The organism is Nisaea acidiphila (assembly GCF_024662015.1).
GTDB classification, from domain to species: Bacteria; Pseudomonadota; Alphaproteobacteria; order Thalassobaculales; family Thalassobaculaceae; genus Nisaea; species Nisaea acidiphila.
Map to the genome: position 1 here is coordinate 582984 of NZ_CP102480.1, position 23423 is coordinate 606406.

Annotated in this window: 19 protein-coding genes; 8 read left to right on the forward strand and 11 right to left on the reverse strand. The window is 62.4% G+C overall.

Annotated elements, in window-relative coordinates; translation table 11 throughout:
• Positions 1–292: 292 nt before the first annotated feature.
• Both NUH88_RS02855 and NUH88_RS02860 read right to left on the reverse strand, forming a co-directional pair.
• A complete protein-coding gene (locus NUH88_RS02855) occupies positions 293–2290 on the reverse strand; it encodes a TRAP transporter permease (protein WP_257769843.1) in 1998 nt (665 codons plus the stop codon).
• A 92-nt stretch (positions 2291–2382) separates the two neighbouring features.
• A complete protein-coding gene (locus NUH88_RS02860; protein ID WP_257769844.1) occupies positions 2383–3543 on the reverse strand; it encodes a TAXI family TRAP transporter solute-binding subunit in 1161 nt (386 codons plus the stop codon).
• A gap of 283 nt (positions 3544–3826) precedes the next feature.
• On the opposite strand from NUH88_RS02860, the gene NUH88_RS02865 reads away from it, so the two are divergent.
• A complete protein-coding gene (locus tag NUH88_RS02865; RefSeq protein WP_257769845.1) occupies positions 3827–4609 on the forward strand; it encodes a DUF2189 domain-containing protein in 783 nt (260 codons plus the stop codon).
• On the opposite strand, the gene NUH88_RS02870 is transcribed toward NUH88_RS02865, so the two are convergent.
• Positions 4606–7806 (reverse strand): response regulator, encoded by a 3201-nt coding sequence (locus NUH88_RS02870; protein WP_257769846.1) that lies wholly within the window; start codon positions 7804–7806, stop codon positions 4606–4608. The two genes, NUH88_RS02865 and NUH88_RS02870, sit on opposite strands and share 4 nt — an antisense overlap.
• Before the next feature lie 221 nt (positions 7807–8027).
• Between NUH88_RS02870 and NUH88_RS02875 the strand changes: the two genes are divergently transcribed.
• Positions 8028–8513 (forward strand): VOC family protein, encoded by a 486-nt coding sequence (locus tag NUH88_RS02875; RefSeq protein ID WP_257769847.1) that lies wholly within the window; start codon positions 8028–8030, stop codon positions 8511–8513.
• 3 nt (positions 8514–8516) lie between these two features.
• Here the strand turns inward: NUH88_RS02875 and NUH88_RS02880 are convergent, their stop codons facing one another.
• The 6 genes from NUH88_RS02880 to NUH88_RS02905 all read right to left on the reverse strand — a co-directional run bounded on the left by NUH88_RS02880 (position 8517) and on the right by NUH88_RS02905 (position 14358).
• Positions 8517–9056, reverse strand: a complete 540-nt coding sequence (locus NUH88_RS02880) for a cysteine hydrolase family protein (RefSeq protein ID WP_257769848.1) — start codon at positions 9054–9056, stop codon at positions 8517–8519.
• A 19-nt stretch (positions 9057–9075) separates the two neighbouring features.
• Positions 9076–10281 (reverse strand): CaiB/BaiF CoA transferase family protein, encoded by a 1206-nt coding sequence (locus NUH88_RS02885; protein ID WP_257769849.1) that lies wholly within the window; start codon positions 10279–10281, stop codon positions 9076–9078.
• Between the two features lie 7 nt (positions 10282–10288).
• A complete protein-coding gene (gene upp, locus NUH88_RS02890; RefSeq protein ID WP_257769850.1) occupies positions 10289–10924 on the reverse strand; it encodes a uracil phosphoribosyltransferase in 636 nt (211 codons plus the stop codon).
• A gap of 109 nt (positions 10925–11033) precedes the next feature.
• Entirely contained in the window at positions 11034–11948 is a 915-nt protein-coding gene (locus NUH88_RS02895; protein WP_257769851.1) for a DMT family transporter, read from the reverse strand.
• Between the two features lie 103 nt (positions 11949–12051).
• A complete protein-coding gene (gene glpD / locus NUH88_RS02900) occupies positions 12052–13551 on the reverse strand; it encodes a glycerol-3-phosphate dehydrogenase (protein ID WP_257769853.1) in 1500 nt (499 codons plus the stop codon).
• A 12-nt stretch (positions 13552–13563) separates the two neighbouring features.
• Positions 13564–14358: a DeoR/GlpR family DNA-binding transcription regulator gene (locus tag NUH88_RS02905; protein ID WP_257769855.1), complete on the reverse strand. Its 795-nt coding sequence runs from the start codon at positions 14356–14358 to the stop codon at positions 13564–13566.
• A gap of 367 nt (positions 14359–14725) precedes the next feature.
• Here NUH88_RS02905 and NUH88_RS02910 point away from each other — a divergent pair, with 367 nt between their 5' ends.
• The 6 genes from NUH88_RS02910 to NUH88_RS02935 all read left to right on the forward strand — a co-directional run bounded on the left by NUH88_RS02910 (position 14726) and on the right by NUH88_RS02935 (position 20789).
• Positions 14726–16462, forward strand: a complete 1737-nt coding sequence (locus NUH88_RS02910) for an ABC transporter substrate-binding protein (protein WP_257769857.1) — start codon at positions 14726–14728, stop codon at positions 16460–16462.
• Positions 16463–16638: 176 nt separating this feature from the next.
• The gene (locus NUH88_RS02915; protein ID WP_257769859.1) at positions 16639–17721 is read left to right on the forward strand and encodes an ABC transporter ATP-binding protein; all 1083 of its coding nucleotides are present in this window, start codon (positions 16639–16641) and stop codon (positions 17719–17721) included.
• Between the two features lie 10 nt (positions 17722–17731).
• Complete coding sequence (locus NUH88_RS02920) at positions 17732–18817, forward strand: ABC transporter ATP-binding protein (RefSeq protein ID WP_257769860.1); 1086 nt, start codon at positions 17732–17734, stop codon at positions 18815–18817.
• Complete coding sequence (locus tag NUH88_RS02925; protein WP_257769861.1) at positions 18814–19677, forward strand: carbohydrate ABC transporter permease; 864 nt, start codon at positions 18814–18816, stop codon at positions 19675–19677. The genes NUH88_RS02920 and NUH88_RS02925 overlap by 4 nt, the downstream gene beginning before the upstream one ends.
• 1 nt (position 19678) lies before the next feature.
• Positions 19679–20488, forward strand: a complete 810-nt coding sequence (locus NUH88_RS02930; protein WP_257769863.1) for a carbohydrate ABC transporter permease — start codon at positions 19679–19681, stop codon at positions 20486–20488.
• A 19-nt stretch (positions 20489–20507) separates the two neighbouring features.
• Positions 20508–20789: a DUF2160 domain-containing protein gene (locus tag NUH88_RS02935; RefSeq protein ID WP_257769864.1), complete on the forward strand. Its 282-nt coding sequence runs from the start codon at positions 20508–20510 to the stop codon at positions 20787–20789.
• A 135-nt stretch (positions 20790–20924) separates the two neighbouring features.
• Here NUH88_RS02935 and NUH88_RS02940 read toward each other — a convergent pair whose 3' ends face one another.
• Together NUH88_RS02940 and NUH88_RS02945 are read right to left on the reverse strand one after the other, a co-directional pair.
• Complete coding sequence (locus NUH88_RS02940) at positions 20925–21776, reverse strand: alpha/beta fold hydrolase (RefSeq protein ID WP_257769866.1); 852 nt, start codon at positions 21774–21776, stop codon at positions 20925–20927.
• Positions 21777–21865: 89 nt separating this feature from the next.
• Positions 21866–23419, reverse strand: coding sequence for a trimethylamine methyltransferase family protein (locus NUH88_RS02945; protein ID WP_257769868.1), 1554 nt, complete (start codon positions 23417–23419; stop codon positions 21866–21868).
• Positions 23420–23423 lie beyond the last annotated feature (4 nt).

Consider the following 23423-nt stretch of genomic DNA (forward strand, 5'->3'; position numbering starts at 1 on the left):
TTCGCGCCCGCCCGCGCATATTTCCACCCTCATTTCGGATCAGGCGGCGGGCGCCCGGTCATATCAGCGGATCTTGCCCGGAAAATGCGCGGAAAACGAAACGAAGCGACATCAGAAAGTCATGTAAAAGCAACGGCTTCGTTACGCGACTCACTTAGAGAAACCCTGCGGCGCGGTAGACGCGGCGGATGGCATCGGAGGCGCAGGGTTCACCAGCACAAGCGATGCCTTTCGTTGCGGAAAGGGCGGGTCAACGAAGACCCGCCCCCCGCCGCACCAGATTGCGACGACCTCAGCCGACCGCACTTTCCCGACGCCGGTTCATCCGGGCATAGATCAGGACTGGCGCCCCGAGAAGCGCGCCGATCAGCCCCATCTGAAGATGCGATACTCCTGGGATCACATCGCCCGGGGCCGCGAAGAACAGGCCGCCAAGCAGCAACAGGATCTTGGCGCCGAGCGCCACCGGCCCCGTTCCGATCCGCCCGAAGCCGGCAACATAACCCTGCAGAGCGCTGCCGATCAGGTAGACGCCGAAGACCGCCGTCGCGAAAACGACCGCGACTTCAACCCAGCTGCCTTCCCCGATCAGTGCCGGGTTCAGTACGAAGAAGAACGGCACGAAATAGATGATGCTGCCGAGGCGCATCGCTTCAACGCCCGCGGAAAGCGCATTCGTGCGCGCCATCGTGGCCGCGGCGAAGGCACCGAGGGCCACAGGCGGAGTGATGTAGGAGACCATGCCCCAATAGAGGATGAAGAGGTGGACCGCCAGTTCGTTGAGGCCGGCCTTCACAAGCGCCGGCGCGAGAACCACCGCCAGGAAGATGTAGCAGGCGGTGACCGTCATCCCCATACCGAAGATGAAGCTCGTGATCGCGCCCATGATCAGCAGCATGAAGACGGAGCCGCCGGCCAGGAAGATCAGGTCGTTCACCAGGGTACCTGCGAGGCCCGTCGCCGAGAAAGCGCCGACGATGAGACCGATGCCGAGCAGCACGGCCACGAGCTCGGTCAGACCGCGGCCGATGCTGTAGATCAGATTGAAGAAGCCTTTTATGTCGAAGCGATGCTTCTTCGAGGCCTGATTGATCACCAGCAGCAGGGCGGTGGCGAAGAACGGTGCCCAGGTTTCCTGGCGCAGGAACATCATCAGGAAGATGAGCAGCGCGAAGACGAAGAGGTAATACCAGCCTTCTTTCATCGTCTCCCAGATCGACGGCAATTGCTCGCGCGGGATGCCCTTGAGGTTATGTCGCGCGGCATAGGCGTCGATCTGCACGAAGAGGCCGAAATAGTAGAGGATGGACGGCACCGCCGCCGCGGCCGCGATTTCCAGGTACGGCCGGCCGAGGAACGAAGCCATGACGAAGGCCGTCGTGCCCATCACAGGCGGCATCAGCACGCCGCCCGTCGAGGCGCAGGCCTCGGTGCCCGCCGCGTACCGGGCCGGGAAACCGGTCTTCTTCATCGCCGGAATTGAGATCGCACCTGTCGTCAGCACGTTGGAAATCACGCTGCCGGAGAGCGAGCCCATGAAGCCGGAGGCGAAGATCGCGACCTTTGCGGCGCCTCCCCGCAGACCGCCGACAAGCGCCAGCGCCAGGTTGTTGAAGAAGGCCCCACCGCCGGTGTACTGCAGCGCCGCGCCGAAGATGATGAAGCCGATCACCAGGTTCCCGAAGGCCCGCATCGGAATGCCGAAAGAACTCTCGGAGGAAATGATGTGATAGGGGATCACGTCCAGAAACGGCTGCGCAAATCCGGAAATCGGTCCCGGCAGAACGTCGGCAAACGTCGGATAGAGCGAGAAGACGAAAACGATCAGGAAGATCACCAGACCGCCCGCGCGGCGGGTGGCTTCCAGGATCAGCAGCCAGAACAGGATCGAGATCCAGCGCGCCGTTTCCGGCGGGGCATATTCCCAGCCCTCCTCAAGACTGAGATCGGCGGTGTAGGCGAAATATCCGGCCACGCCGGCGCCAAGTGCGGCCAGGAACCAGTCATACCAGGCAACCGAGGCACCCGGCTCTCCTTTCAGCGGAAAGGAGAGGAATGTCAGCGACAGGAACAATCCCGCCAACAGGAAGAGATAGCGTCCCTCGAGGATGACGACACCGGCGAAGAACTGGAGATTGAAGAGCTGGTTGATGGACAGCAGGACCGCTGCCGCCGTGAACAGAACGAACACCCATTTTGCGATGCCATGCAGAGACCGCGTGCGTTGCTTTTCGCCTGCCTCGGCGTCTTGATCGTCCACACCGGACGACGGGGAAATCTGCTCACTCATCGGAGCGCCTCAACCTGAAAATCTTGCTGACGGGAATCGGTAAGGGACGGCGCGACCGGCGCCGTCCCGAGACCGTAAGGTGGAGTGCGGCCTTAGAAAACCGCGTTGAAGCCCTTGGCTTTCAGAGCGGCATGACGCGCGGCCCGCCATTCGGCGTTCCAGGCATCGTCCGACGCCCCCTTGGCAAGGAAGTCCTTCCAGGCCGTCGCAAGCACTTCCTGGCGCTCGATCAGCTTGTCGTTATGGGCCTGCTCTTCAGCGCCCCACTTGCCGATCTCCTTGTAGTAGCGGACGGCACCGGCATGGTACGGCACGACCCATTTCAGGTTCTGCTTGTCCAATGCCCAGCCGTTGATGCCAGGCGCCTTGCCGGCATAATCGTCGAATAGCTCAACCATCGCCTTCGTCATATTGTAGACGAGGTCCTCTTCCTGTTCCGGATAGGCAACCAGAACCGGATAGGGATAGGCAGCGGTCGGAACCGGGGACTCTTTCTTGATGGTCGCGCCGACGCTGGCCATGGTCGGCTGGAAGAACGGCGCGATACCGGACATACGATCCAGACCGGCCTTGTTGCCGGCATCGATCGGCGGCCAGAGCAGCCCGCGCGGGCTGGCTTCCATCTCGTAAGCCTTGCCGGAGCTGGTGGAGGCGAAAGCTGCATCGACCTGTCCGTTCACCATGCCGGCCCAGGAAGCGCCGAAGCCGCCGAACTCGACCTTCTCGACATCGTCCCACGTCAGCCCGCCATAGGCGAGATAGGCTTCGGTATTCACGTTGAGGGACGGCGAGCCCTTGACCCACGCAACCCGCTTGCCCTTGAGATCGCTGTATTCCTTGACCCCGATATCGCCTGCGACACCGACCGCGAGACCGATGGCACCGTTATTCATCATCAGCGTACGGATTTTCTGCGGGCCCCAGCGCTTGGCGCCGAAATCGAACGCCCCTTCCTGCGCCATGAAGCTCGCGCCGACGCCGGTCGCGGAGAACTGAACCTTGTTCTGACGCAGCGGCTCGGTCCGGGAAACGTCGTTCTTGCCCGGCAGGACACGAAGGTTGACGCCCAGTTTTGACTTCAGCGCGCCACCGATCGCGACCGACTGGTTATAGCCGGCGGTACCGGTTCCGTACGCCGTCCAGGCAAGCTGTTTCGGCAAGTTGGCGTCCGCAAGAGCAGTCCCGCCGAGAGCGACCGAAAGGACCGCTCCGGCAAGCGCGGCGCGCCGGATTGAATGCAAAGAAATGCCCATGAAATTCCTCCTCTAGGCTCCCTGACGACCCGGTTTCGCATGGTTCATGCGGTCCGGACCCCTTGCAAAGAGCGGCTTATAGCGTCCGCCGCTCATTTGCGAAATTGCGTTTCGCAAACACAATATCCGTTAACGACCCTCGGTCAAGAAGTTGCTCGCAACTGGCGCTGACGAACTGGAACGAAACCGTTCTGGCGTGCGAACGGACGGTCGCGTGAAGCGCTTTCGCAAATCGGCCCGGCGGCGTAGACTCGCCGAAAAAAGATGTTGGGGAGGATGAGCAGTGACAGCAGACACCATATATCCGCCAAAAATAGTGGTCAGGGCCGCCACATTCGCGGATATCGGAGCGGCTCTCTCCGCCGGCTGGGGCGATTTCCTGGCAACGGCCCGTTTCGGCCTGTTTTTTGGCGCCTTCTTCGCGTTCGGAGGAATCGGGATCCTGGCCATGGCCTGGGCGCTCGACCTCTCCTACCTCGCCTACCCGACGGCGGTCGGCTTCTCCCTGATCGGCCCCTTCGCCGCAGTTGGTCTCTATGAGGTAAGCCGCCGCCACGGCGCCGCCCAACACCTCGTCTGGAGGGATATCCTCGGCGTGATCTTCGCCCAGCGGCGGCGTGAACTCGGCTGGATGGCCTTTGTGACCATGTTCATGCTGATCATGTGGATGTACCAGGTCCGCGTGCTGCTCGCGATCTTCCTCGGGTTCCAGTCCTTCACCAGCTTCGAGGGATTCCTGCAGGTCATTTTCACGACGTTTGACGGGCTGATGTTCCTCGGCCTCGGTCACATCTTCGGCTCCGTGCTCGCACTGATCCTCTATTCCGCGACAGTCATCTCGTTCCCGCTGCTGCTTGAGCAGGAACACGATTTCATCACCGCAATGATCACGAGCTTCAAGGCCGTCACCATGAGCCCTGTCGTGATGATCGGATGGGCCGCAGTGATCGGCTTCACACTCTATATCTCAATGATTCCGGCATTTCTCGGACTGATCGTCACGCTGCCAGTGCTCGGACACGCGACCTGGCACCTCTACAAGAGGCTGATCAGCTTCGAGGCCTAACTCTTCGTGGTGAGATAGGCCTCGATATAACCCATTTCGGTTTCGATGAGGGCGAGCAGCGTTTCCAGCTCCGATGACAGATCGCCGGAAAGCGAGTCCGCTTCCTTCAGGCTGCTCTCGACCTTCTGCGCCTGCTCGTAAACATCGTTCAGGCGCAGGTTCCCAGAAACGCCTTTGATCTGGTGCGCATAGCGCGAGGCTTCCTCGAGTTCCCCCGCCGCGACATGTCCGTCAATCACAGTGCGGGCTTCGGAAAAACTCTCGCGGAACTGGCCGAGAAACCTGCCGACCATGGACTCGTCCCCGATCATCTTCGCGATCGGCTCATAGCGCTGTGCAAGCTCTTCCGGAGACATAACGGCACTCTCTTCAACTTCGGTTTCTCCGGATCTCGCCGGACGTTCTTTTTGCGCCTCTGCAATCCCGCCGTTCCCTGACGCAGGATGCATTTTAGTGCCGCCCATCGTGCACCAGCGGGCAAGGGCGGTGAACAGTTTTTTGTTGTCCACCGGCTTGGCGACATGATCCTGCATGCCGACCGCGAGACATTTCGCCCGCTCGTCGGAAAGCGCGTTGGCCGTCATCGCGATGATCGGCAGATCGTCGAATTCGGGCTCTCCACGAACGATCTCCGTCGCCGCGTAGCCGTCAAGCACAGGCATTTGAATATCCATCAGAACGGCATCGAAGGCGGCACGACCGGAAGACCGCAGAAGACTAACCGCAACGGCACCGTTCTCGGCCTGGCTGACCGCTATTCCCGCCTTCCCGAGAACGGCCGTCGCAATTTCGCGATTAATCTCATTATCCTCGACGAGAAGTACCTTGAGGCCGGAGAGACTCTCCGGCCGAGCGTCGGTATGAGTGCCGCGTCCGGCGGAAAAGTCAGAGCCCGCGAGCGCGGCCACGATACCGTCATGTAATGTTGAGGAACTGATCGGTTTGGCCAGCATGCCTCTCGCACCGGACGCACGGGCTTTCTCCCTGATCTCTTCACGTGCCTCGGCGGAGAACAGCAGGATTTTCGGCGGGACATTTCCGGCCGCCTCGTCATTCTCGATTATCTGCCGGCAGGCACTGAGCCCGTCGAGCTTCGGCATGATCCAGTCCAGAAGCACAATATCGAACGGCCCTTGCTGCCGCGCGGCGGCAACAGCCTGTTCACCGTCCACGACCTGCACGCAACCGATCCCCATTGCGCCGAGCATTTCCGCCACAACGAACCGTGCAGTGTCGTTGTCGTCCGCGACAAGCGCGCGCAGCTGCTCGGGAAGCTCGGCTTCGTCCGGGCCGACGCCGATCTCCAGCGGAACGCAGAAATGAAACGAACTCCCCTCACCGGGTGTGCTCTTAACCCAGATCTCGCCTCCCAGAAGATCCGCCAGCGACGCGCTGATCGAAAGCCCGAGGCCGGTTCCCCCGAACTTGCGCGTCGTCGAGGTATCGGCCTGGGTGAATGAACTGAAGACCTTGGCCGCCTGCTCCTCGGTCATGCCGATGCCGGTGTCGCTGGCCTCGAAATGCAACAGGGCTTTCCCGTTTTCGACGCTTTCGGTCCGGACAGAGAGCGTGATCTTGCCACGGGGGGTGAACTTCACTGCGTTGCTGAGGAAGTTCAGGAGAATCTGACCGATACGGACCGGATCGCCGCGCAGGCTCCCCGGCGTGTTCGGATCTATGAACGTCTCGAACAACAGCCCCTTTTCCGCAGCCCGCAGGGATATGATGTCGTCGATCCGCTTGATCTCGTTCTGGATATTGAAATTGACGGTCTCAATCGTCATTTCGCCGGCCTCGATCTTCGAGAAATCGAGAACGTCGTTGATGATCGCGAGAAGACTCTCTGACGAAGCCTCGATCTTCCGCATATAGTCGCGCTGCTGATCGTTGAGCGGTGTATCTGCGAGCAAACGGCTGAGACCGATCACACCGTTCAGCGGTGTCCGAATTTCGTGACTCATATTTGCGAGAAACATCGACTTCGCGCTATTTGCGAGTTCGGCTTCTTCGCGCGCCCGGCGAAGTTCCTCCTCCTGCGCCTTGAGCTCGGAGATGTCGACCCGCAGACCGACGCGGCCGCCGTCGCTGGTACTGTTCTCGATGATGCGCACCCAGCCACCGTTGAAATACTGGTCGACGCGCGCGACATCCTTCGAGCGATGCCGCGCTAGGCGCTCCTGGATCCACTCCTCCTCGTCCTGGTCCGTTATTGCGTGAAAGCCCGACCTGACCCCGGCCCGCAGCGCTTCCTCGAACGGGATCCCGACCTTCGCTTCCATACCAAATTGCCGGAAGAAATCCGCATATCCCTTATTGAACAACATCAACCGGTCATCAGAATCGTAGTAGGAGAAGCTGTCCGGAAGCGCTTCGATAGCTTCGTTCAATTGTCGGTTCAGTTCATCGGCCCGGCGTTCCGCATTCTTGAGCTGCGTAATGTCCAGGCCAATCCAGACCACCGCGCCGTTGGAGAGCCTCTCCTCATGGATCATTAAATGCCAGTTGCCCCCGATCTCGGTGGCGTAGGAGAATTGCGGCAATTGATGCTGGGCGGACCGTTCCGCGATCCACGCTTCCTCGCGGCCGGCCGCGGCCGCGACTGTTCCCTGGTAGGCGACGGCACGAAGCACCTCGTCGAACGCCGCGCCGGGAACAAGCATGTCCCGGATCCGGTCGTTTAGCTCGAGATAGGCGTCGTTGCAGACGACGAGTCTGTCGTCCGGCCCCCAGAGAACGAAGGGATCCCGGATCTGCTGGATCGCTTCCCTCAGAAGGTGCGCCTCGCGGCGGGCAAGCATCTCATCGGTCACATTGGACGCAAACCCGCTATACCCGAGAAATTGGCCTTCGGAACCGAATCTCGGCTTGCCGCTGGTCCGCATCCAGATCTCGCCATCCGGAAGCGTCCTGTGGAAAACCAAATCCTCAAACGGGCGCCTGGCCGCCAAATCTTCGAGATGTGCCTTCCAGACTTCAGGCGACAGGTTCTGCCCGCCGATCTCCGCCCGCGACTTGCCGTAGTGCCATTCCGGAGGCCGGCCAACGAGCCGTTCCACGGAGCGGGACATGTATGTGAAGCAGTGGTTTTCGTCGGTTTCCCAGAACCAGCCGTTCGATACGTCGGCAAAAGTCTCAAGACGCTCTTGCACCTCGTGGCAATCGTCTGGGCCTGACTTTGCCTGTTTATCTCGGTTCATTCCCTCGACCGCGCGAAAAAGCTGTGAAACAGCAGCGCAGTTAAAGTAATCGCGCATTCTTAGCGGATAGTTAATTTTAATAAACCCACCACCGAAGTCGGGTATTGTTTCTCCAATTCAAAAGTCTGTTCGTAGGAGACAACTGGAACATGGGACCAAATTGATCGATCTATTGAACGAACAAGCGACATACGACAGACACTGAGCGAAGGGAGGACATCATGATCAAAGGGCTGCACCACAACGCCTATCGCTGCCGGGATTCGGAAGAGACCCGCGCCTTCTACGAAGATTTCCTGGGCCTGCCCCTGGTGCATGCCTTCGAGATCAAGGAAACGAAGAGCGGCCGCGCAACCAGCACGCTGCATTCCTTCTACAAGATGGAAGACGGGTCCGCGCTGGCCTTTTTCGAGGCCCCCGACAGGCCTTTCGAGTTCAAGAACCAGCACGATTTCGACCTGCATATCGCGCTCGAAGTCAGCATGGACGACCTGAAGGCGATGTACGAGAAAGGCAAGGCCGCCGGCATCGAGACCCGTGGCGTGGCCGATCACGGCTTCATCGACTCAATCTATTTCCGCGATCCGAACGGCTATGTGATCGAGCTGACGGCGAAACGCGAAGGCCATGACGAGGCAATGGACGGCAGCGACGGCCATGCGCATGCCGCCTTGAAGGATTGGCAGGCGAAAAAGGCCAGCGCCTGATCGTCAGTCGAGCCTGACTTCCGCCGCGGGGATGACGGTCGCCGGACCGATCGGCGAGAGAAAGTTCGACCAGATCGCATTGTGGTGCTTGATGATGCTCGGAGCATCGAGATGCGGCCGGTTGGCGGTCGTGTGTGTGTCGGACGGGACGACGGTCCGGATCTTCCGCGCAAGTGCCGCGCGCACCGTCGTATCGATACAATAGTCGGACGCGCAGCCGGTCACGATCACTTGTGCCACCGCCTCCCGCTCCAGCACTTCGGCCAGATCGGTTCCGAGAAAGGCATCGCACGACGTCTTGCGCACGACCGGATCACCCGGACGAACATCAAGCTCCGGCAGCATGTGCCAGCCCGCCTCGTCTGGATGATGAGGATCCCCCTCCGGCCCGTCATGCTGGACGAAGATCACCGGCATGCCCCTGGCTCGCACTTTTCCCGCAAGGTCGTTAATACGGGCGACCGTCCCGAGCGTGTCATGACGAGCGCTGTAAGGCGTGAAAGAGCCGAGCTGCATGTCGATCACGATCAATGCGGTTTGCATCGCCCCCCCTTTCCCTTTCTCAGATTGCGCCGCCGGACCTGAGATCCGCGATCTCCTCGTCCGAATAGCCCAGATCGGCAAGGATCTCCTCGGTATGCACGCCGAGTTCGGGCGGCGGGGCATCGACCCTCGGTGCGGCACCGTCGATCTTAACACCCGGCACCACGACGCTGACATCCCGTCCGGTCCCCGGGACCGCGTCGAAGGTTTCCATCAGTCCCCGGTTCGCGATCTGGGGAGACGCGAGGACTTCCGGCACCGTCAGTACCCGTCCCGCAGGTACTCCGGCCGCGTTCAGCCTGGTCTCCCACGCGGCTGCCGTATCGGCTCCGAGCGCTTCCGTCAGCAGGTCCGCAAGTTGGGCCCTGTTCTCCAGCCGCGCAAGACGCGTCGCGAAGTGCGGATCCGCGATCAGATCCTTCCGCCCGACGATGCGGCAGACCGCCTCGAACTGTTCCTGCTTGTTAGCGGCGATGTTCAGCAATCCGTCGGCGGTCGTGAAGGTTCCCGACGGACTCGAGGTCACGTTGTCGTTGCCGACCGGCTTCGGCGGATTGCCCGCGATCAGGTAGTTGGAAACCGCCCAGCCCATCGTTGCCAGAACGGCTTCCAGCATGGCGACGTCGATGAAACGCGGCTCCGTCCGGTGCTTCTCGGCAAGCGCCGCGGAGACCGCCATCGCCGCGGTCAGGCCACCGATCGTGTCGGCCACGGGAAACCCCACCCGGTACGGCGCGGTGTCCGGTGCGCCGGTGATGCTCATGATGCCGGAAAGCCCCTGCACGATCTGGTCATAGGCCGGCAAATCGCGCATCGGCCCGTCCTGGCCGAAGCCGGAGATGGCGCAATAGACGAGATCTTTGCGGACCGTCTTCAGGATCTCGAAGCCGAGCCCGAGCCGGTCCATGACGCCGGGGCGGAAGTTCTCCACCACGACGTCCGCCGTGCCGACGAGCCGCAGTAAGGCTTCCTTTCCGGCAACCGATTTCAGATTGAGGGTGATCGAGCGCTTGCCGGCATTCTGCGCCAGAAAGGAGACCCCCATCAGGGCCTCGTTCAGCTTCGGGTCGGAGCCGAGCTGACGTGCGAGATCGCCGCTCCCCGGCACCTCGACCTTGATCACCTCGGCGCCGAGATGGGCGAGCTGGTGGCAGCAGAACGGGCCCGCCAGCACGTTGGTCAGGTCGAGGACCCGCCTTCCCCCCAAAGGCTTCGGAGCTGTCATCTCCGACTTACTTGGTGCCGTACATCCGGTCCCCGGCATCGCCGAGCCCCGGCATGATATAGCCGTGATCGTTCAGTTCACGGTCGATCGACGCGGTGAAAATCGGCACATCCGGCAGCGCCTTCTGGAAGGTTTCGATACCTTCCGGCGCGGCCAGAAGGCAGACGAATTTGATGTTGGTCGCCCCCGCCTCGCGCAGCCGCTCGATCGCGGCCACCGCGGAATTGCCGGTCGCCAGCATCGGATCGACGACGATGAAAAGCCGTTCGTCCCGGTGCTCAGGGAGCTTCAGGTAATACTCGACCGGTTTCAGCGTCTCCGGATCCCGGTAAAGGCCGATATGGCCGACACGGGCGGATGGAACCAGATCGAGCATGCCGTCAAGCAGGCCGTTGCCGGCACGCAGGATGGAGACGAAGCAGAGCTTCTTCCCCTCGAGCCGGGGCGCCATCATGGTCTCGATGGGGGTCTCGATCTCGATCCGCTCGAGCTCAAGATCCCGCAGCACCTCGTAGCAGAGCAGGTGCGCGATCTCCTTCAGGAGATGGCGGAACTTGGAGGTGGCCGTATCGGCCTTGCGCATGATGGTCAGCTTGTGCTGGACCAGCGGATGATCGACGACGGTGACGGGTTGTGCGCTCACGGAAACTCTCTCCTCAGGCTCCGGCGGCAAATTGCAGTCCGGCCGGACATTCAATCTTTGCCCAGTCATACGCAGTCGCCTGAAAAGGGCAAGCCCGTGCTGGCGGAATCTAGCTCTTGGTCCGGTTCGCGAGCGCGATACCGCCGAGAACGAGGACGAGAGCCGCCGCATGAAACCAGGCGAAGACCTCGCCCAGGATGACGACGGCGAAGGCCGCGGCGAAGATCGGTACCAGATTGACGAAGACCCCTGCCCGGCCGGGGCCGATCAGGTCGACGCCGCGCAGGAAGAAGATCTGCGCCAGGAAGGACGGGAACAAGGTGACGAAGAGCACGATCCCCCACCCCTTGGGCGTCGGCCACTGGAAATCGCCGAGATAGACCTCGATCGCGGCGAGCGGCAGCGCGGTGACGAAGGCGGCGCCCGCCATCACCGTGAACATGGCAATCCCGGATACGTTCGGACGCTTGCGCAGCGCCACCGTGTAGCCGGCATAGAGGGCGCACGCTCCGACCATCAGCAGATCGCCCCGATTGAACTGGAGTGCGGCGAGCCTTTCCAGTTCGCCCTGAGAGGCGATAAGCGTGATCCCGACCATGGTCAGCAGGACGCCCCCGGCCTGCACGAGGGAGACCCGCGTGCCGTAGACCGTGAGTGCACCTAGCAGCACGAAGACAGGGATCGCGCCCTGCAAAATCCCCATATTGATCGCGACCGTGGAATGGGCCGCGACATAGAAAAGACCGTTGAACAGCGTGAAACCGCAGGCCCCGAGAGCGAGCAGAAACCAGATCCTCTCGCGCATCACCGGCCATTCGGCCAAAACCTTCTTGCGCGAGACAAATCCCATCAGGACAACGACACCGGCCCAGCGCAGCAGAACGAGCGCCATCGGCGAGATTTCGCCGATCGCCATTCTGCCCGCGATCGCGTTGCCGCCCCACATCATCGTGGTCAGCGCGAGCAACACATACGCGTTCCCGTAGAAGGCGGCTCCGATGCCACCCGCTCTCGGCCCGGTCATCTCTGGGCTCCCTCCCAAGGGATTGATTTGCCGGCCGGATGGCCGGGGAAGCAGCATGCGGACGGCAACCGATAGCGGCAAGAAGATTACATGCAAAGCAGCGTCACGCTGCGCGGGAGGCTGCCTCCGACATGAAGCCCTGAAGCGCTGCGGCCTGATCCTTGTCGAGCCGGAGGCCAAGCTTGCTGCGGCGCCAAAGCACGTCCTCGGCCGTCACCGCCCATTCCCGGTGCATCAGATAGCGCACCTCGGCCTCGGTCAGGCCGGCGCCGAAATCGCGGCCGAGATCGGCCATGCCCGCCGCCTCGCCGAGAACCTCCGGCACGAGCGTCCCGTATTGCCGGGTGAGCCGGAGCGACGTGCCGTCGTCCAGGAACGGATAGCGCGCACGCACGGCATCGAGCTGTTCGGAGAAGTCCAGCGCCGGGAAGTCTCCGCCCGGCAGCGGCTCGGTCCCGCTCCAGACCGGTCCCTTCGCACCGAGCACGGCCTCGATCTTCGCCATCACCGAATTGGCAAGGCGCCGGTAAGTCGTCAGCTTGCCGCCGAAGATATTCACCAGAACGCCGGTCGCGGGATCGCCTTCCTCGCGCAGAACGTAATCCCGCGTCGCCTCCTGCGCTTTCGAGGCGCCGTCGTCGAATAGCGGCCGGACGCCGGAATAGGTCCAGACGATGTCCTCGACCTTGACCTGCCGCTTGAAATACTCGCCCGCGGCGCGGCAGAGATAGGCTTTCTCCTCCTCGGTGATCGCAACCTCGCCCGGGTCGCCGTCGAAATCCCGGTCGGTTGTCCCGATCAGGGTGAAGTCCTGCTCGTAGGGAATGGAGAAGAAGATCCGGCCGTCTGCATTCTGGAAGATGTAGCAGCGGTCGTGATCGTAGAGTTTCGGCACCACGATATGGCTGCCCTGGACGAGCCGGACATTGTGTGCCGCATTCCAGCCCGCAGCCTCCGAGAGCACCTTGTCGACCCACGGACCGGCGGCATTGACCAGCAGGCGCGCCTCGACATCGCGCTCGGTCCCGGTCGCCAGATCGCGCAGGGTCACGCGCCAGTGACCGACCTCTCGCACGGCCTTCACGACCCGGGTACGGGTCATGATGTCGGCCCCTCGGTCGGCCGCATCTCGCGCGTTGAGCGCAACCAGCCGGGCATCGTCGACCCAGCAGTCGGAATATTCGAACCCCTTGCGGAACATGTCCTTCAGCGGAGCCCCGGCCTCGTCCCGCGTCAGGTCAAGCACCCTCGTCGGCGGCAGGAGTTTGCGCCCGCCGAGATGGTCGTAGAGGAACAGCCCGAGCCGGAGCAGCCAGGCCGGGCGCAGGCCCTTGTGATGCGGCAGCACGAAGCGGAGGGGGCGCACGATATGCGGCGCCATGGCCCAGAGCACCTCGCGCTCCTCCAGCGACTCGCGCACCAGACGGAACTCGTAATGCTCGAGATAGCGGAGTCCGCCGTGGATCAGCTTGGTCGACCAGGAGGAGGTGCCGCTCGCGAGATCGGACATCTCGGCAAGGCAGACAGAATACCCGCGGCCGGCCGCATCGCGCGCGATGCCGCAGCCATTGATGCCGCCGCCAATGATGGCGATATCGTACATAAGCGTTCCTTCTTAACTCTGGTCGTTGGCGGCCGACGGGTCGAGTGGCGGCAGCGCGATCGCGACACCGTGCGCGCTGCAGATCTCCCGCACGCTCTCCGGAACCTCGCCGTCCGTGACGAGCACATCGATCTCGCTCAGATGGCCGATCCGCACCGGCGCATTGCGGTCGAATTTCATGTGATCGGCGACCAGGATGGTGCGCCTCGCATGGGAGATGATCTCCTGTGCCACCCGGACCTCGCGATAGTCGTAATCGAGGATCGTGCCGTCCTCGTCGATCGCGGAGGCCCCGATCACCGCGTAATCCACCTTGAACTGGCGGATGAAATCGACCGTCGCCTCGCCGACAATGCCGCCATCCGAGCGGCGCACCAGCCCACCAGCGATGATTACTTCGGTCGAGGCCGACTCGCGCAGTATGTTGGCGACGTTGATGTTGTTGGTGATGACCATCAGCCCTTCGCGGTCACGCAAGGCGAAAGCCACCTGCTCCGTCGTGGTGCCGATATTCAGAATTACCGAGCTGTTGTCCGGGATAAGTGCAGCAGCGCGTTCTCCGATCCGGCGTTTTTCCTCCGCCGCGAGCGAGCGGCGCGCATCGTACGCGTAGTTGATCGCGCCGGAAGGATAGACCGCGCCGCCGTGCACCCGCTGCAGCAGACCGGCGTCGCAGATCTCGTTCAGGTCCTTGCGGATGGTCTGCGGCGTGACATCGAACTGAAGCGCGAGATCGTCAACCTCGACACGCCCGACTTGGCGGGCCTTTCTGAGGATATCGGTCTGCCGCGGCGAAACCGGATCCATCTCGCATCCTTTCGTTTAAGTTCGTTATCGAAGATTCGGAGCAGGAACCAACACTCGAATGCGAAAACGAAACCGCACAAACACGTAATTCGCCCGCAAACTCACCCTATATTCGTTTTCTTTCGATTGCCTGACAAGCCCACAGTCCTCAAACCCCCAAGGAATACGAGTGTATGAGGCTGCTTTCCCGAACTCAAACCAGGCCAATTAGTTGAAAAAAGGGTGATTCTCTGAGAGGGCAACCCGCCCGTCCAGTCCCTCCAAACCTGCAAGCCAAGACTTTCGCATCAGATTCGATTGGCATCGCTTGACCTTCGCTTTTTTTCGCTTGATAGTCGCCCAAGCTTTCAAGCTGGGAGGAAAAGCAATGAAAAAAGCTCTGATGGCCGCCGTTGCGGTCACGGCGCTGCTCGCTTTGCCGGGCGCTGCCGTGGCGGGCATGGCCGAGGCCGAAAAATGGATCGACAATGAGTTTCAGCCCTCCACTCTCTCAAAGGACGCGCAGAAGTCCGAGATGGAGTGGTTCATCAAGGCGGCCGAGCCGTTCCAGGGCATGGAAATCAACGTCCTGTCCGAGACGATCCCGACCCACGAATATGAGTCGAAGACCCTCACCAAGGCGTTCGAGGAGATCACCGGCATCAAGGTGAACCACCAGCTGCTCGGCGAGGGCGAGGTGGTGCAGGCGGTTCAGACGCAGATGCAGACGAACCGGAACCTCTATGACGCCTATATCAACGATTCCGACCTGATCGGCACCCATTCGCGCCTGCAGCTCGCGGTCAACCTCACCGACTGGATGGCCGGCGAAGGCAAGGACGTCACCAACCCGACGCTCGATGTCGACGACTTTATCGGCAAGTCCTTCACCACCGGCCCGGACGGCAAGCTCTACCAGTTGCCGGACCAACAGTTCGCGAACCTCTACTGGTTCCGCTACGACTGGTTCAGCAAGCCGGAGCTGAAAGCCAAGTTCAAGGAAATGTACGGCTACGAGCTCGGCGTTCCGGTGAACTGGTCGGCCTATGAGGACATCGCAGAATTCTTCACCGATCACGTGAAGGAAATCGACGGCGTCCGCGTCTACGGCCACATGGATTACGGCAAGCGCGCGCCCGACCTCGGCTGGCGCATGACCGATGCCTGGCTCTCCATGGCCGGTGCCGGCTCCAAGGGCTTGCCGAACGGCCGTCCGATCGACGAATGGGGCATCCGGATGGAGGAAGGCTCCTGCAATCCGGCAGGCGCATCCGTCACCCGTGGCGGCGGCACCAACGGCCCCGCCGCGGTCTACGCGATCCGCAAATGGGACGAGTGGCTGCGGAAATACGCTCCTCCGGGCGCGGCCGACTACGACTTCTATCAGTCGCTTCCGGCCCTGAGTCAGGGCAACGTCGCCCAGCAGATCTTCTGGTACACCGCCTTCACCGCCTCGATGGTGGCGCCGAAGAGCGAAGGCAACAACACCGTCGACGAGAATGGCAATCCGCTCTGGCGCATGGCTCCGTCACCGCACGGCCCGTACTGGGAAGAAGGACAGAAGCTCGGTTATCAGGATGCCGGATCCTGGACGCTGTTCAAGTCCACTCCGGTCGATCGCCGCAAAGCTGCCTGGCTCTATGCCCAGTTCGTGGTTTCCAAGACCGTCTCGCTGAAGAAGAGCCATGTCGGTCTGACCATCATCCGGGACAGCGACATCAACCACGCCTCCTTCACCGAACGCGCGCCGAAGCTCGGTGGCCTGGTCGAGTTCTATCGCTCCCCCGACCGGGTGAACTGGACCCCGACCGGCGTGAACGTGCCTGACTATCCGAAACTGGCCCAGCTCTGGTGGCAGCAGATCGGTGACGTCAATTCCGGCGCGTTCACCCCGCAGGAAGCGATGGACCGTCTCGCCAGCGAGATGGACCAGGTGATGGCCCGCATGGAACGCGCGGACAAGGGCGCCAACACCTATGGCGGCTGCGGCCCGCGTCTGAACCCGGAGAAGGATCCGTCCGAATGGCTCGGCAAGGGCGGCGCGAAAGCCAAGCTCGCCAACGAGAAGCCGCAAGGCGAGACCGTCTCCTATGACGAACTGGTGAAGCGCTGGGCGCAGAACTGATCTCATCTCCCTAGCTCGGAGACTTCACTCCCGGGGCCGTATCCCTCGATCCGGCCCCGGACTTTTCTCTGGACCCTGGCGCGGTTCCTGAAGATCCGCTTCCGGGCTAGAATTCCTTAGATATGCGGATACTGCGGGATGGCCCGCGACGAGATCCGCCGACCTCTCGACAGGCCATGGCACTTACACTCAAAGGCGTATCCAAGCGTGTCGGAAACGCGGTGCATATTCACCCGACCGACCTGACGCTCGAGCCCGGAAGCTTCAACATCCTGCTCGGCTCTACGCTTGCCGGAAAAACCACGCTCATGCAGCTGATGGCCGGGCTTGAACGCCCGCTTGAGGGCGAAGTCTGGTTTGGCGAGAGGAATGTCACAGGCACGCCCGTGCAGCAGCGCAACGTGTCGATGGTCTATCAGCAATTCATCAATTACCCGAACATGAGCGTGTACGAGAACATCGCCTCGCCGCTCCGGGTGGCGCGCGCGCCGGAGGCGACGATCCGCGAACGGGTCGGCACCATGGCGGAGCTGCTGCGCCTCACCCCGATGCTGGACCGGCTGCCCGGCGCGCTTTCCGGCGGTCAACAGCAGCGCACCGCGATCGCCCGTGCGCTGGTCAAGGATGCCGATCTCGTCCTGCTCGACGAGCCGCTCGCCAATCTCGATTTCAAGCTGCGCGAGGAACTCCGGGACGAACTTCCCCGTCTCTTCGCCGACCGCAACTGCATCGTCGTCTATGCGACGACGGAGCCGACCGAGGCGCTGCTCTTCGGCGGTCAAACCGCGACGCTCTTCGAGGGCGCGGTCACCCAGTTCGGCCCGACCCGCGAGATCTACCGCAAGCCCAACAACCTCGTCAGTGCCAAAGTCTTCTCCGATCCGCCGATCAACGTGATGGGATGCGAAAAGAAAGGCGGCCAGTTCGAAGACAGCGACGGTACGCACTGGACCGCCAAGGGGGCAACCGCCAACCTCGCCGACGGAGCCTATACACTCGGCATCCGCCCGCATTTCGTGACCCCGGCGGCAGCCGGCGCGGACCCGGTCCCGGTCTCCGGCCGCGTCCTGGTGACCGAACTCAGCGGCTCCGAAAGCATTATCCATTTCGCGCGCGGCGGAGAGACCTGGGTCTCTCAGTCGCACGGCATCCACGCCTTCGAGGTCGGCACCGAGGCGCGACTCCATGCCGACCTTTCGCAGGCAATGTATTTCGCCCCGGACGGCAGCTTCGCCGCTTCCGGCACCACGCAGAGCTAGGAGACAGAGGATGGCAAAGATCACCCTCGACGATCTCCGGCACGCTTATGTGCCGAACCCGCAAGGTCCCGACGATTACGCCCTGAAGCAGCTCGATATCAGCTTCGAGGACGGCGGCGCCTATGCCCTGCTCGGCCCGTCCGGTTGCGGCAAAACCACCTTGCTCAACATCATTTCCGGCCTGCTGACGCCGAGCCACGGCAAGGTGCTGTTCGACAGCAAGGATGTGACCGGGCTCGCGCCGGACCAACGCCATATTGCGCAGGTCTTCCAGTTTCCGGTCGTCTACGACACGATGAGTGTCTACGACAATCTCGCCTTCCCGCTCCGCAACCGCGGCGTCGCGGAAGCCGATGTCGACAGGAAGGTGCGCGAGATCGCGGCCATGATCGATCTAGAGGACACGCTAGAGAACCGTGCCTCCGGTCTCACCGCAGACGGCAAGCAGAAGATCTCCCTCGGCCGTGGCCTGGTGCGCGACGACGTCAATGTCATCATGTTCGACGAGCCGCTCACGGTGATCGACCCGCACCTGAAATGGCAGCTCCGCTCGAAGCTAAAGGAACTGCACCAGCGCGTGGCGCGGACGATGATCTACGTCACCCACGACCAGACCGAGGCACTGACTTTCGCCGACAAAGTGGTGGTAATGAATGTCGGCCAGGTGGTGCAGATCGGAACGCCCGTCGAGCTCTTCGAGACCCCGGCTCATGAATTCGTCGGCCATTTCATCGGCTCGCCCGGCATGAACATCCTCGACTGCGAGGTGAAGGGCGGAAAGGCGTTCTTCCGAGGTCAGGAGGTCGAGACCGCCAATGCCGGCGCGGTGAAGGACGGCGAGAGCGGCCCGCTCCGTCTCGGTGTACGCCCAGAATTTGTCAGCCTCGCCGAGCGCGGCATCGAGGCCGAAGTGGTGAAGGTGAGTGACAGCGGCCGCTACCAGATCGTCGAGACGCGCGTCGGAGACGCGCCGGTGAAGCTGCTGGTGAACGAAGGCGTCGAGATCCCGACAGGCAGGACCGCCCTTTCCTTCCGCGCCGACCGGACCCGGATCTACCGCGACGGCTGGCTCGTAGCCTCGGGAGAGACGCGATGAACAAGCTGCAGAACAACAAGGCCTGGCTCTTCGTTCTCCCGGTCTTCGCGCTGGTCGCCTTCAACGCGATCATCCCGCTCATGACCGTGGTCAACTATTCGGTCCAGGAAACCTTCGGCAACAACGAGTTCTTCTGGGCCGGGGTGATGTGGTTCGAGGAGATCCTGAACTCCGAACGGTTCCATGCGAGCCTCGGGCGGCAGGCGATCTTCACCGCAAGCATCCTCGCCATCGAGATGCCGCTCGGCGTCGCCATCGCGCTGACCATGCCGCGCAAGGGGCCCTGGGTCTCGGTCTGCCTCGTGCTCATGGCGCTGCCGCTGCTGATCCCCTGGAACGTGGTCGGCGCGATGTGGAACATCTTCGCGCTGCCCGATATCGGTTTCCTCGGCTACACGCTGAATTCGCTGGGCATCGACTTCAACTTCACGCGCCAGCCGGAAGACGCCTGGTTCACGCTGATCCTGATGGATGTCTGGCACTGGACCTCGCTCGTCGTGCTGCTCGCCTATGCGGGCCTGAGCTCGATCCCGGATGCCTATTACCAGGCGGCGAAGATCGACGGCGCTGGAAGCTGGGCGATCTTCCGCTACATCCAGTTGCCGAAGCTGAAACGGGTGCTGACCATCGCCTTCCTGCTGCGCTTCATGGACAGCTTCATGATCTATACCGAGCCCTTCGTGCTGACCGGCGGCGGGCCCGGCAACTCGACCACCCTGCTCTCCATCGATCTGGTCAAGATCGCGCTCGGCCAGTTCGATCTCGGCCCGGCGGCGGCGATGTCGCTGATCTACTTCCTGATCATCCTGCTCCTGAGCTGGGTCTTCTACACCGTGATGACGCGGAACGAGGAACAGTGAGATGAACGCGAACAAGACCGCCGGACGCGTGGTTCCGACCCTCTACATCCTCTTCCTGCTGCTGCCGATCTACTGGCTCGTGAACATGTCGTTCAAGACGACGAACGAGATCCTCGGCAGCTTCACGCTCTATCCGCAGGAATTCACCCTCGACAATTACATCACCATCTTCACCGACCCGACCTGGTACATGGGCTATGTGAACTCCATCGCCTACGTCACCCTGAATACGGTGATCTCGGTCGCGGTGGCGCTACCGGCCGCCTATGCCTTCTCGCGCTACCGCTTCATCGGCGACAAGCACCTGTTCTTCTGGCTGCTGACCAACCGCATGGCGCCGCCGGCGGTTTTCGCCCTGCCCTTCTTCCAGCTCTATTCGGCCGTCGGCCTCTTCGACACCCATATCGCGGTCGCGCTGGCCCACACGCTCTTCAACATCCCGCTCGCGGTCTGGATCCTTGAGGGCTTCATGTCGGGCGTACCGCGCGAGCTGGACGAGACCGCCTATGTCGACGGCCATTCCTTCTGGAGCTTCTTCCTGAAGATCTTCGTGCCGACCATCGCCGCCGGCATCGGCGTCGCCGCCTTCTTCTGCTTCATGTTCTCCTGGGTCGAGCTGCTGCTGGCGAAGACACTGACCGCTGTGGATGCGAAACCGATCGCGGCGACCATGACGAAGACGGCGAGTTCGTCCGGCTACGAGCTAGGGCTACTTGCAGCCGCCGGGACGCTGACCATCATTCCCGGCGCCTTCGTGATCTATTTCGTGCGCAACTACATCGCCAAGGGCTTCGCCCTCGGGCGGGTCTGACGGACGGGAGGAGACAACCATGCTGCTGAGCTGGATGGCCTGGACCTGGCCCACCGCCGCCTTCTTCGCCTTCATCGCCTGCTGCCTTGCGACCATGACGATGCTGGAGCTGCGCAATCCCGGAGGCGCCCCGCGCGACGGCGTGCTCGGCCTGACGACGACCCGCGGCGACCGCCTCTTCATCTGGCTGCTCGGCAGCGCCTTCATCTTCCTGGCCTGGCTGGGGCTCGCCGGGACCGTACTCTGGGGGCCGCTCGGGATCGCGCTAGTCTATGGGGTGCTGGTGTTCCGGTACGTGTGAGTCCCGTCCCTTACCTAGCTTAAAAGGTCGTCATTCCCGCGAAAGCGGGGACCCAGGGATCCAGGTCACGGCCCTATGCTCTCTGGGTCCCCACTTGCGTGGGGATGACGACAGAAGAAATGCAGGACCCAACAGTCAAACCCGATCGCCTCCGACAAAACCGATCACCAGCTCACTGATCCGCTCCGGCTGATCCTCCATTGCGAAATGACCGCACTCGGGCAGTAGTTGCAGGGCCGAGCCGAGGATCGCGGCGTGCAGCTTGTGGGCCCAGTCGGTGACCTGCCAGGAGTCCTGCTCGCCCCAGAGGATCTGCACCGGCAGGTTCGAGAGCTCGCCGAGCCGGTCCGAGATCTCCGACGTATGCCGATGGTCGTAATGCGCGACCTGGTGCTGAAAGAGGCTCGCCTGCCCTACCGGGCCGGAGATCAGTTCGACATAGATCTCAAGCGCATCCGCCGCAAAGCGATCCTTGTTGACGACGGTGCTGAGCAGCCAGTCGCGGAAATGCGCGCGATGCTCGGCATCCGGCGCCTTGATCAGCGCATCCAATCCCGCCTGCATCTGTTGCTTCGTCCGCTTCGAAGGCCAGCTGTCGAAACTCACAGTGTCGATCAGTGTCAGAGTCCGCGCTCGCTCCGGATGGAAAATGCAGAAGCGCTGAGCCACCCCGCCGCCGATATCGTGAGCGACGATGTGCGCGCTTTCGAGCCCCCACACATCCATCAGGCTTTCAAGGATTGGAACCTGACCGGAGACGGAGGTATCGACCGCCGGATCGGCCGGACGCTCCGAGGCCCCGAAACCGAGCAGATCGAAGATATGCACCCGATATCCGGCCTGCACGAGGACCGGAGCCACATTGCGCCAGATATAGGAGGAGGACGGCGTACCGTGGATGAGCACCACCGGTTCGCCGGCGCCAAAGGACGCGCAGGCAATTCGCTGCCCGCCGATCAGGACATTCTCGTTCGCGAGAGAAGACATGAATTCACCTTCCCGAAATATGGGATTTCGGATCGTTTCTATCATTCCCGCCGCGTCGCGTGGAAGCGACAATGCCCCGGTGTGCGCATTCAGGGCTCGCCCGAACCGATTTCTGCCTTCCGCCGGGCAACATAGGCTTCCAATGCCTCCCGCCGTCCCGGATCCAGCGGCGGCGGCTCGTATCGCTCCAGCACCTGCTGCCAGATCTCCGTCGCCCGGCTGCTGGCGTCCCGCCCCCCGGCGAGCTCCCAGTTCTCGTGGTTCTGCCAGTCGCTCACCAGCGGTTCGTAGAAGGCGGTCTTGAAACGGTCCATGGTGTGCGCGGCGGCGAAGAAATGCCCGCCCGGCGCGGTCTCGCGGATCGCGTCGAGGGCGAATTCGGCGTCTGAAAAATCCACCGGCTCCAGGAAGGCGGCCATGTTCTGCAGGATCTCGACATCGATCACCAGCTTCTCGTAGGAGGCGACGAGCCCGCCCTCGAGCCAGCCGGCGGCGTGATAGATCATGTTGCCGTGCCCCATCACCGCGCCCCAGAGCGCCATCTCCGTCTCGTAGACCGCCTGCGCATCGGCCACGTTGGAGGCGTTGCAGGAACTGGTGCGGTAAGGCAATCCGTAGCGCCGGGCGAGCTGTCCGCCGGCGAGATTGGCCCAGGCGTTTTCGGGCGTGCCGAAAGCCGGCGCGCCAGTCCGCATATCCACGTTCGAGGTGAAGCATCCATAGACCACGGGCGCACCGGGCCGGACCGCCTGGATCAGCGCGATGGTGAGCAGCGCCTCTGCATTCTGTTGCGCCAGTGCCGCCGGAAGCGTTACCGGCGTCATCGCGCCCATCAGGGTGAAGGGCGTGACGATCACCGCCTGCCCCATCTCCGCCAGCGCCGTCGCGGCATCCGACATCTCCTTGTCGAGCTTGCGCGGCGAGTTGACGTTGATGTTGGTGATCGCCGACGGGCTCGCGGCCAGATCCTCGACCGTCAGACCGCGCGCGATCGCCTGCATCTCCATCAGGTCGCGGACCCGCCCGCTGCCGATGGACATGCCGCAGAACATCTTGTCGGTCAGGGTCAGATTGGCGAGATAGGTATCGAGGTGGCGCGTGTTGGCCGGAAGGTCGATCGGCGCCAGCGTCTGATTGCCGAACATGGTGATGACGTTGAAGCTCTGCGCCAGCTTCATCAGCTCCTGATAATCGGCGAAATTCCCGGGACGCCGTCCGCGCACCGCGTCATGCACGTTGGGTGGGCCGGACACCATGCCGAAATTGATCACATTGCCGCCGATATCGACGGCCTTCTCCGGGTTCCAGGGTGTCAGGGTGAAGCGTTCCGGCGCGTGCGCCGCCAGTTCCTCCACAAGCACCCTGTCCATGCGGACGATCCCGCTGGCGTCGTCCGTCTCGGCGCCCGCCGCTTTCAAATGCCGCCGGGCAGCCTCGCTCATCACCTCGATGCCGATCTCCTCGAGTATCCGCATCGAGATGTCGTGGACCTTCCCGAGCTGATCCGGCGACATCGGATTGAGTGGAGGGAACGTATTGACGATCCGGCCGAACGGTCTCTGGCGGTCGAGGATCGTGGTTTTGGCACCGCGTCTGCGACCGCCGCCGGAACGGCGCCCGGACCGGCCTTCCAGGCCTGGCATGGCT

Coding starts and splice junctions, on each gene's coding strand:
- NUH88_RS02895 (WP_257769851.1), bottom strand. CDS start 11,948: ATGACCGGGCCGAGAGCGGGTGGCATCGGAGCCGCCTTCTACGGGAAC.
- NUH88_RS02860 (WP_257769844.1), bottom strand. CDS start 3,543: ATGGGCATTTCTTTGCATTCAATCCGGCGCGCCGCGCTTGCCGGAGCG.
- NUH88_RS02925 (WP_257769861.1), top strand. CDS start 18,814: ATGAACAAGCTGCAGAACAACAAGGCCTGGCTCTTCGTTCTCCCGGTC.
- NUH88_RS02915 (WP_257769859.1), top strand. CDS start 16,639: ATGGCACTTACACTCAAAGGCGTATCCAAGCGTGTCGGAAACGCGGTG.
- glpD (WP_257769853.1), bottom strand. CDS start 13,551: ATGTACGATATCGCCATCATTGGCGGCGGCATCAATGGCTGCGGCATC.
- NUH88_RS02880 (WP_257769848.1), bottom strand. CDS start 9,056: ATGCAAACCGCATTGATCGTGATCGACATGCAGCTCGGCTCTTTCACG.
- NUH88_RS02930 (WP_257769863.1), top strand. CDS start 19,679: ATGAACGCGAACAAGACCGCCGGACGCGTGGTTCCGACCCTCTACATC.
- NUH88_RS02885 (WP_257769849.1), bottom strand. CDS start 10,281: ATGACAGCTCCGAAGCCTTTGGGGGGAAGGCGGGTCCTCGACCTGACC.
- NUH88_RS02875 (WP_257769847.1), top strand. CDS start 8,028: ATGATCAAAGGGCTGCACCACAACGCCTATCGCTGCCGGGATTCGGAA.
- NUH88_RS02940 (WP_257769866.1), bottom strand. CDS start 21,776: ATGTCTTCTCTCGCGAACGAGAATGTCCTGATCGGCGGGCAGCGAATT.
- NUH88_RS02855 (WP_257769843.1), bottom strand. CDS start 2,290: ATGAGTGAGCAGATTTCCCCGTCGTCCGGTGTGGACGATCAAGACGCC.
- NUH88_RS02935 (WP_257769864.1), top strand. CDS start 20,508: ATGCTGCTGAGCTGGATGGCCTGGACCTGGCCCACCGCCGCCTTCTTC.
- NUH88_RS02905 (WP_257769855.1), bottom strand. CDS start 14,358: ATGGATCCGGTTTCGCCGCGGCAGACCGATATCCTCAGAAAGGCCCGC.
- NUH88_RS02920 (WP_257769860.1), top strand. CDS start 17,732: ATGGCAAAGATCACCCTCGACGATCTCCGGCACGCTTATGTGCCGAAC.
- NUH88_RS02945 (WP_257769868.1), bottom strand. CDS start 23,419: ATGCCAGGCCTGGAAGGCCGGTCCGGGCGCCGTTCCGGCGGCGGTCGC.
- NUH88_RS02910 (WP_257769857.1), top strand. CDS start 14,726: ATGAAAAAAGCTCTGATGGCCGCCGTTGCGGTCACGGCGCTGCTCGCT.
- NUH88_RS02870 (WP_257769846.1), bottom strand. CDS start 7,806: ATGAACCGAGATAAACAGGCAAAGTCAGGCCCAGACGATTGCCACGAG.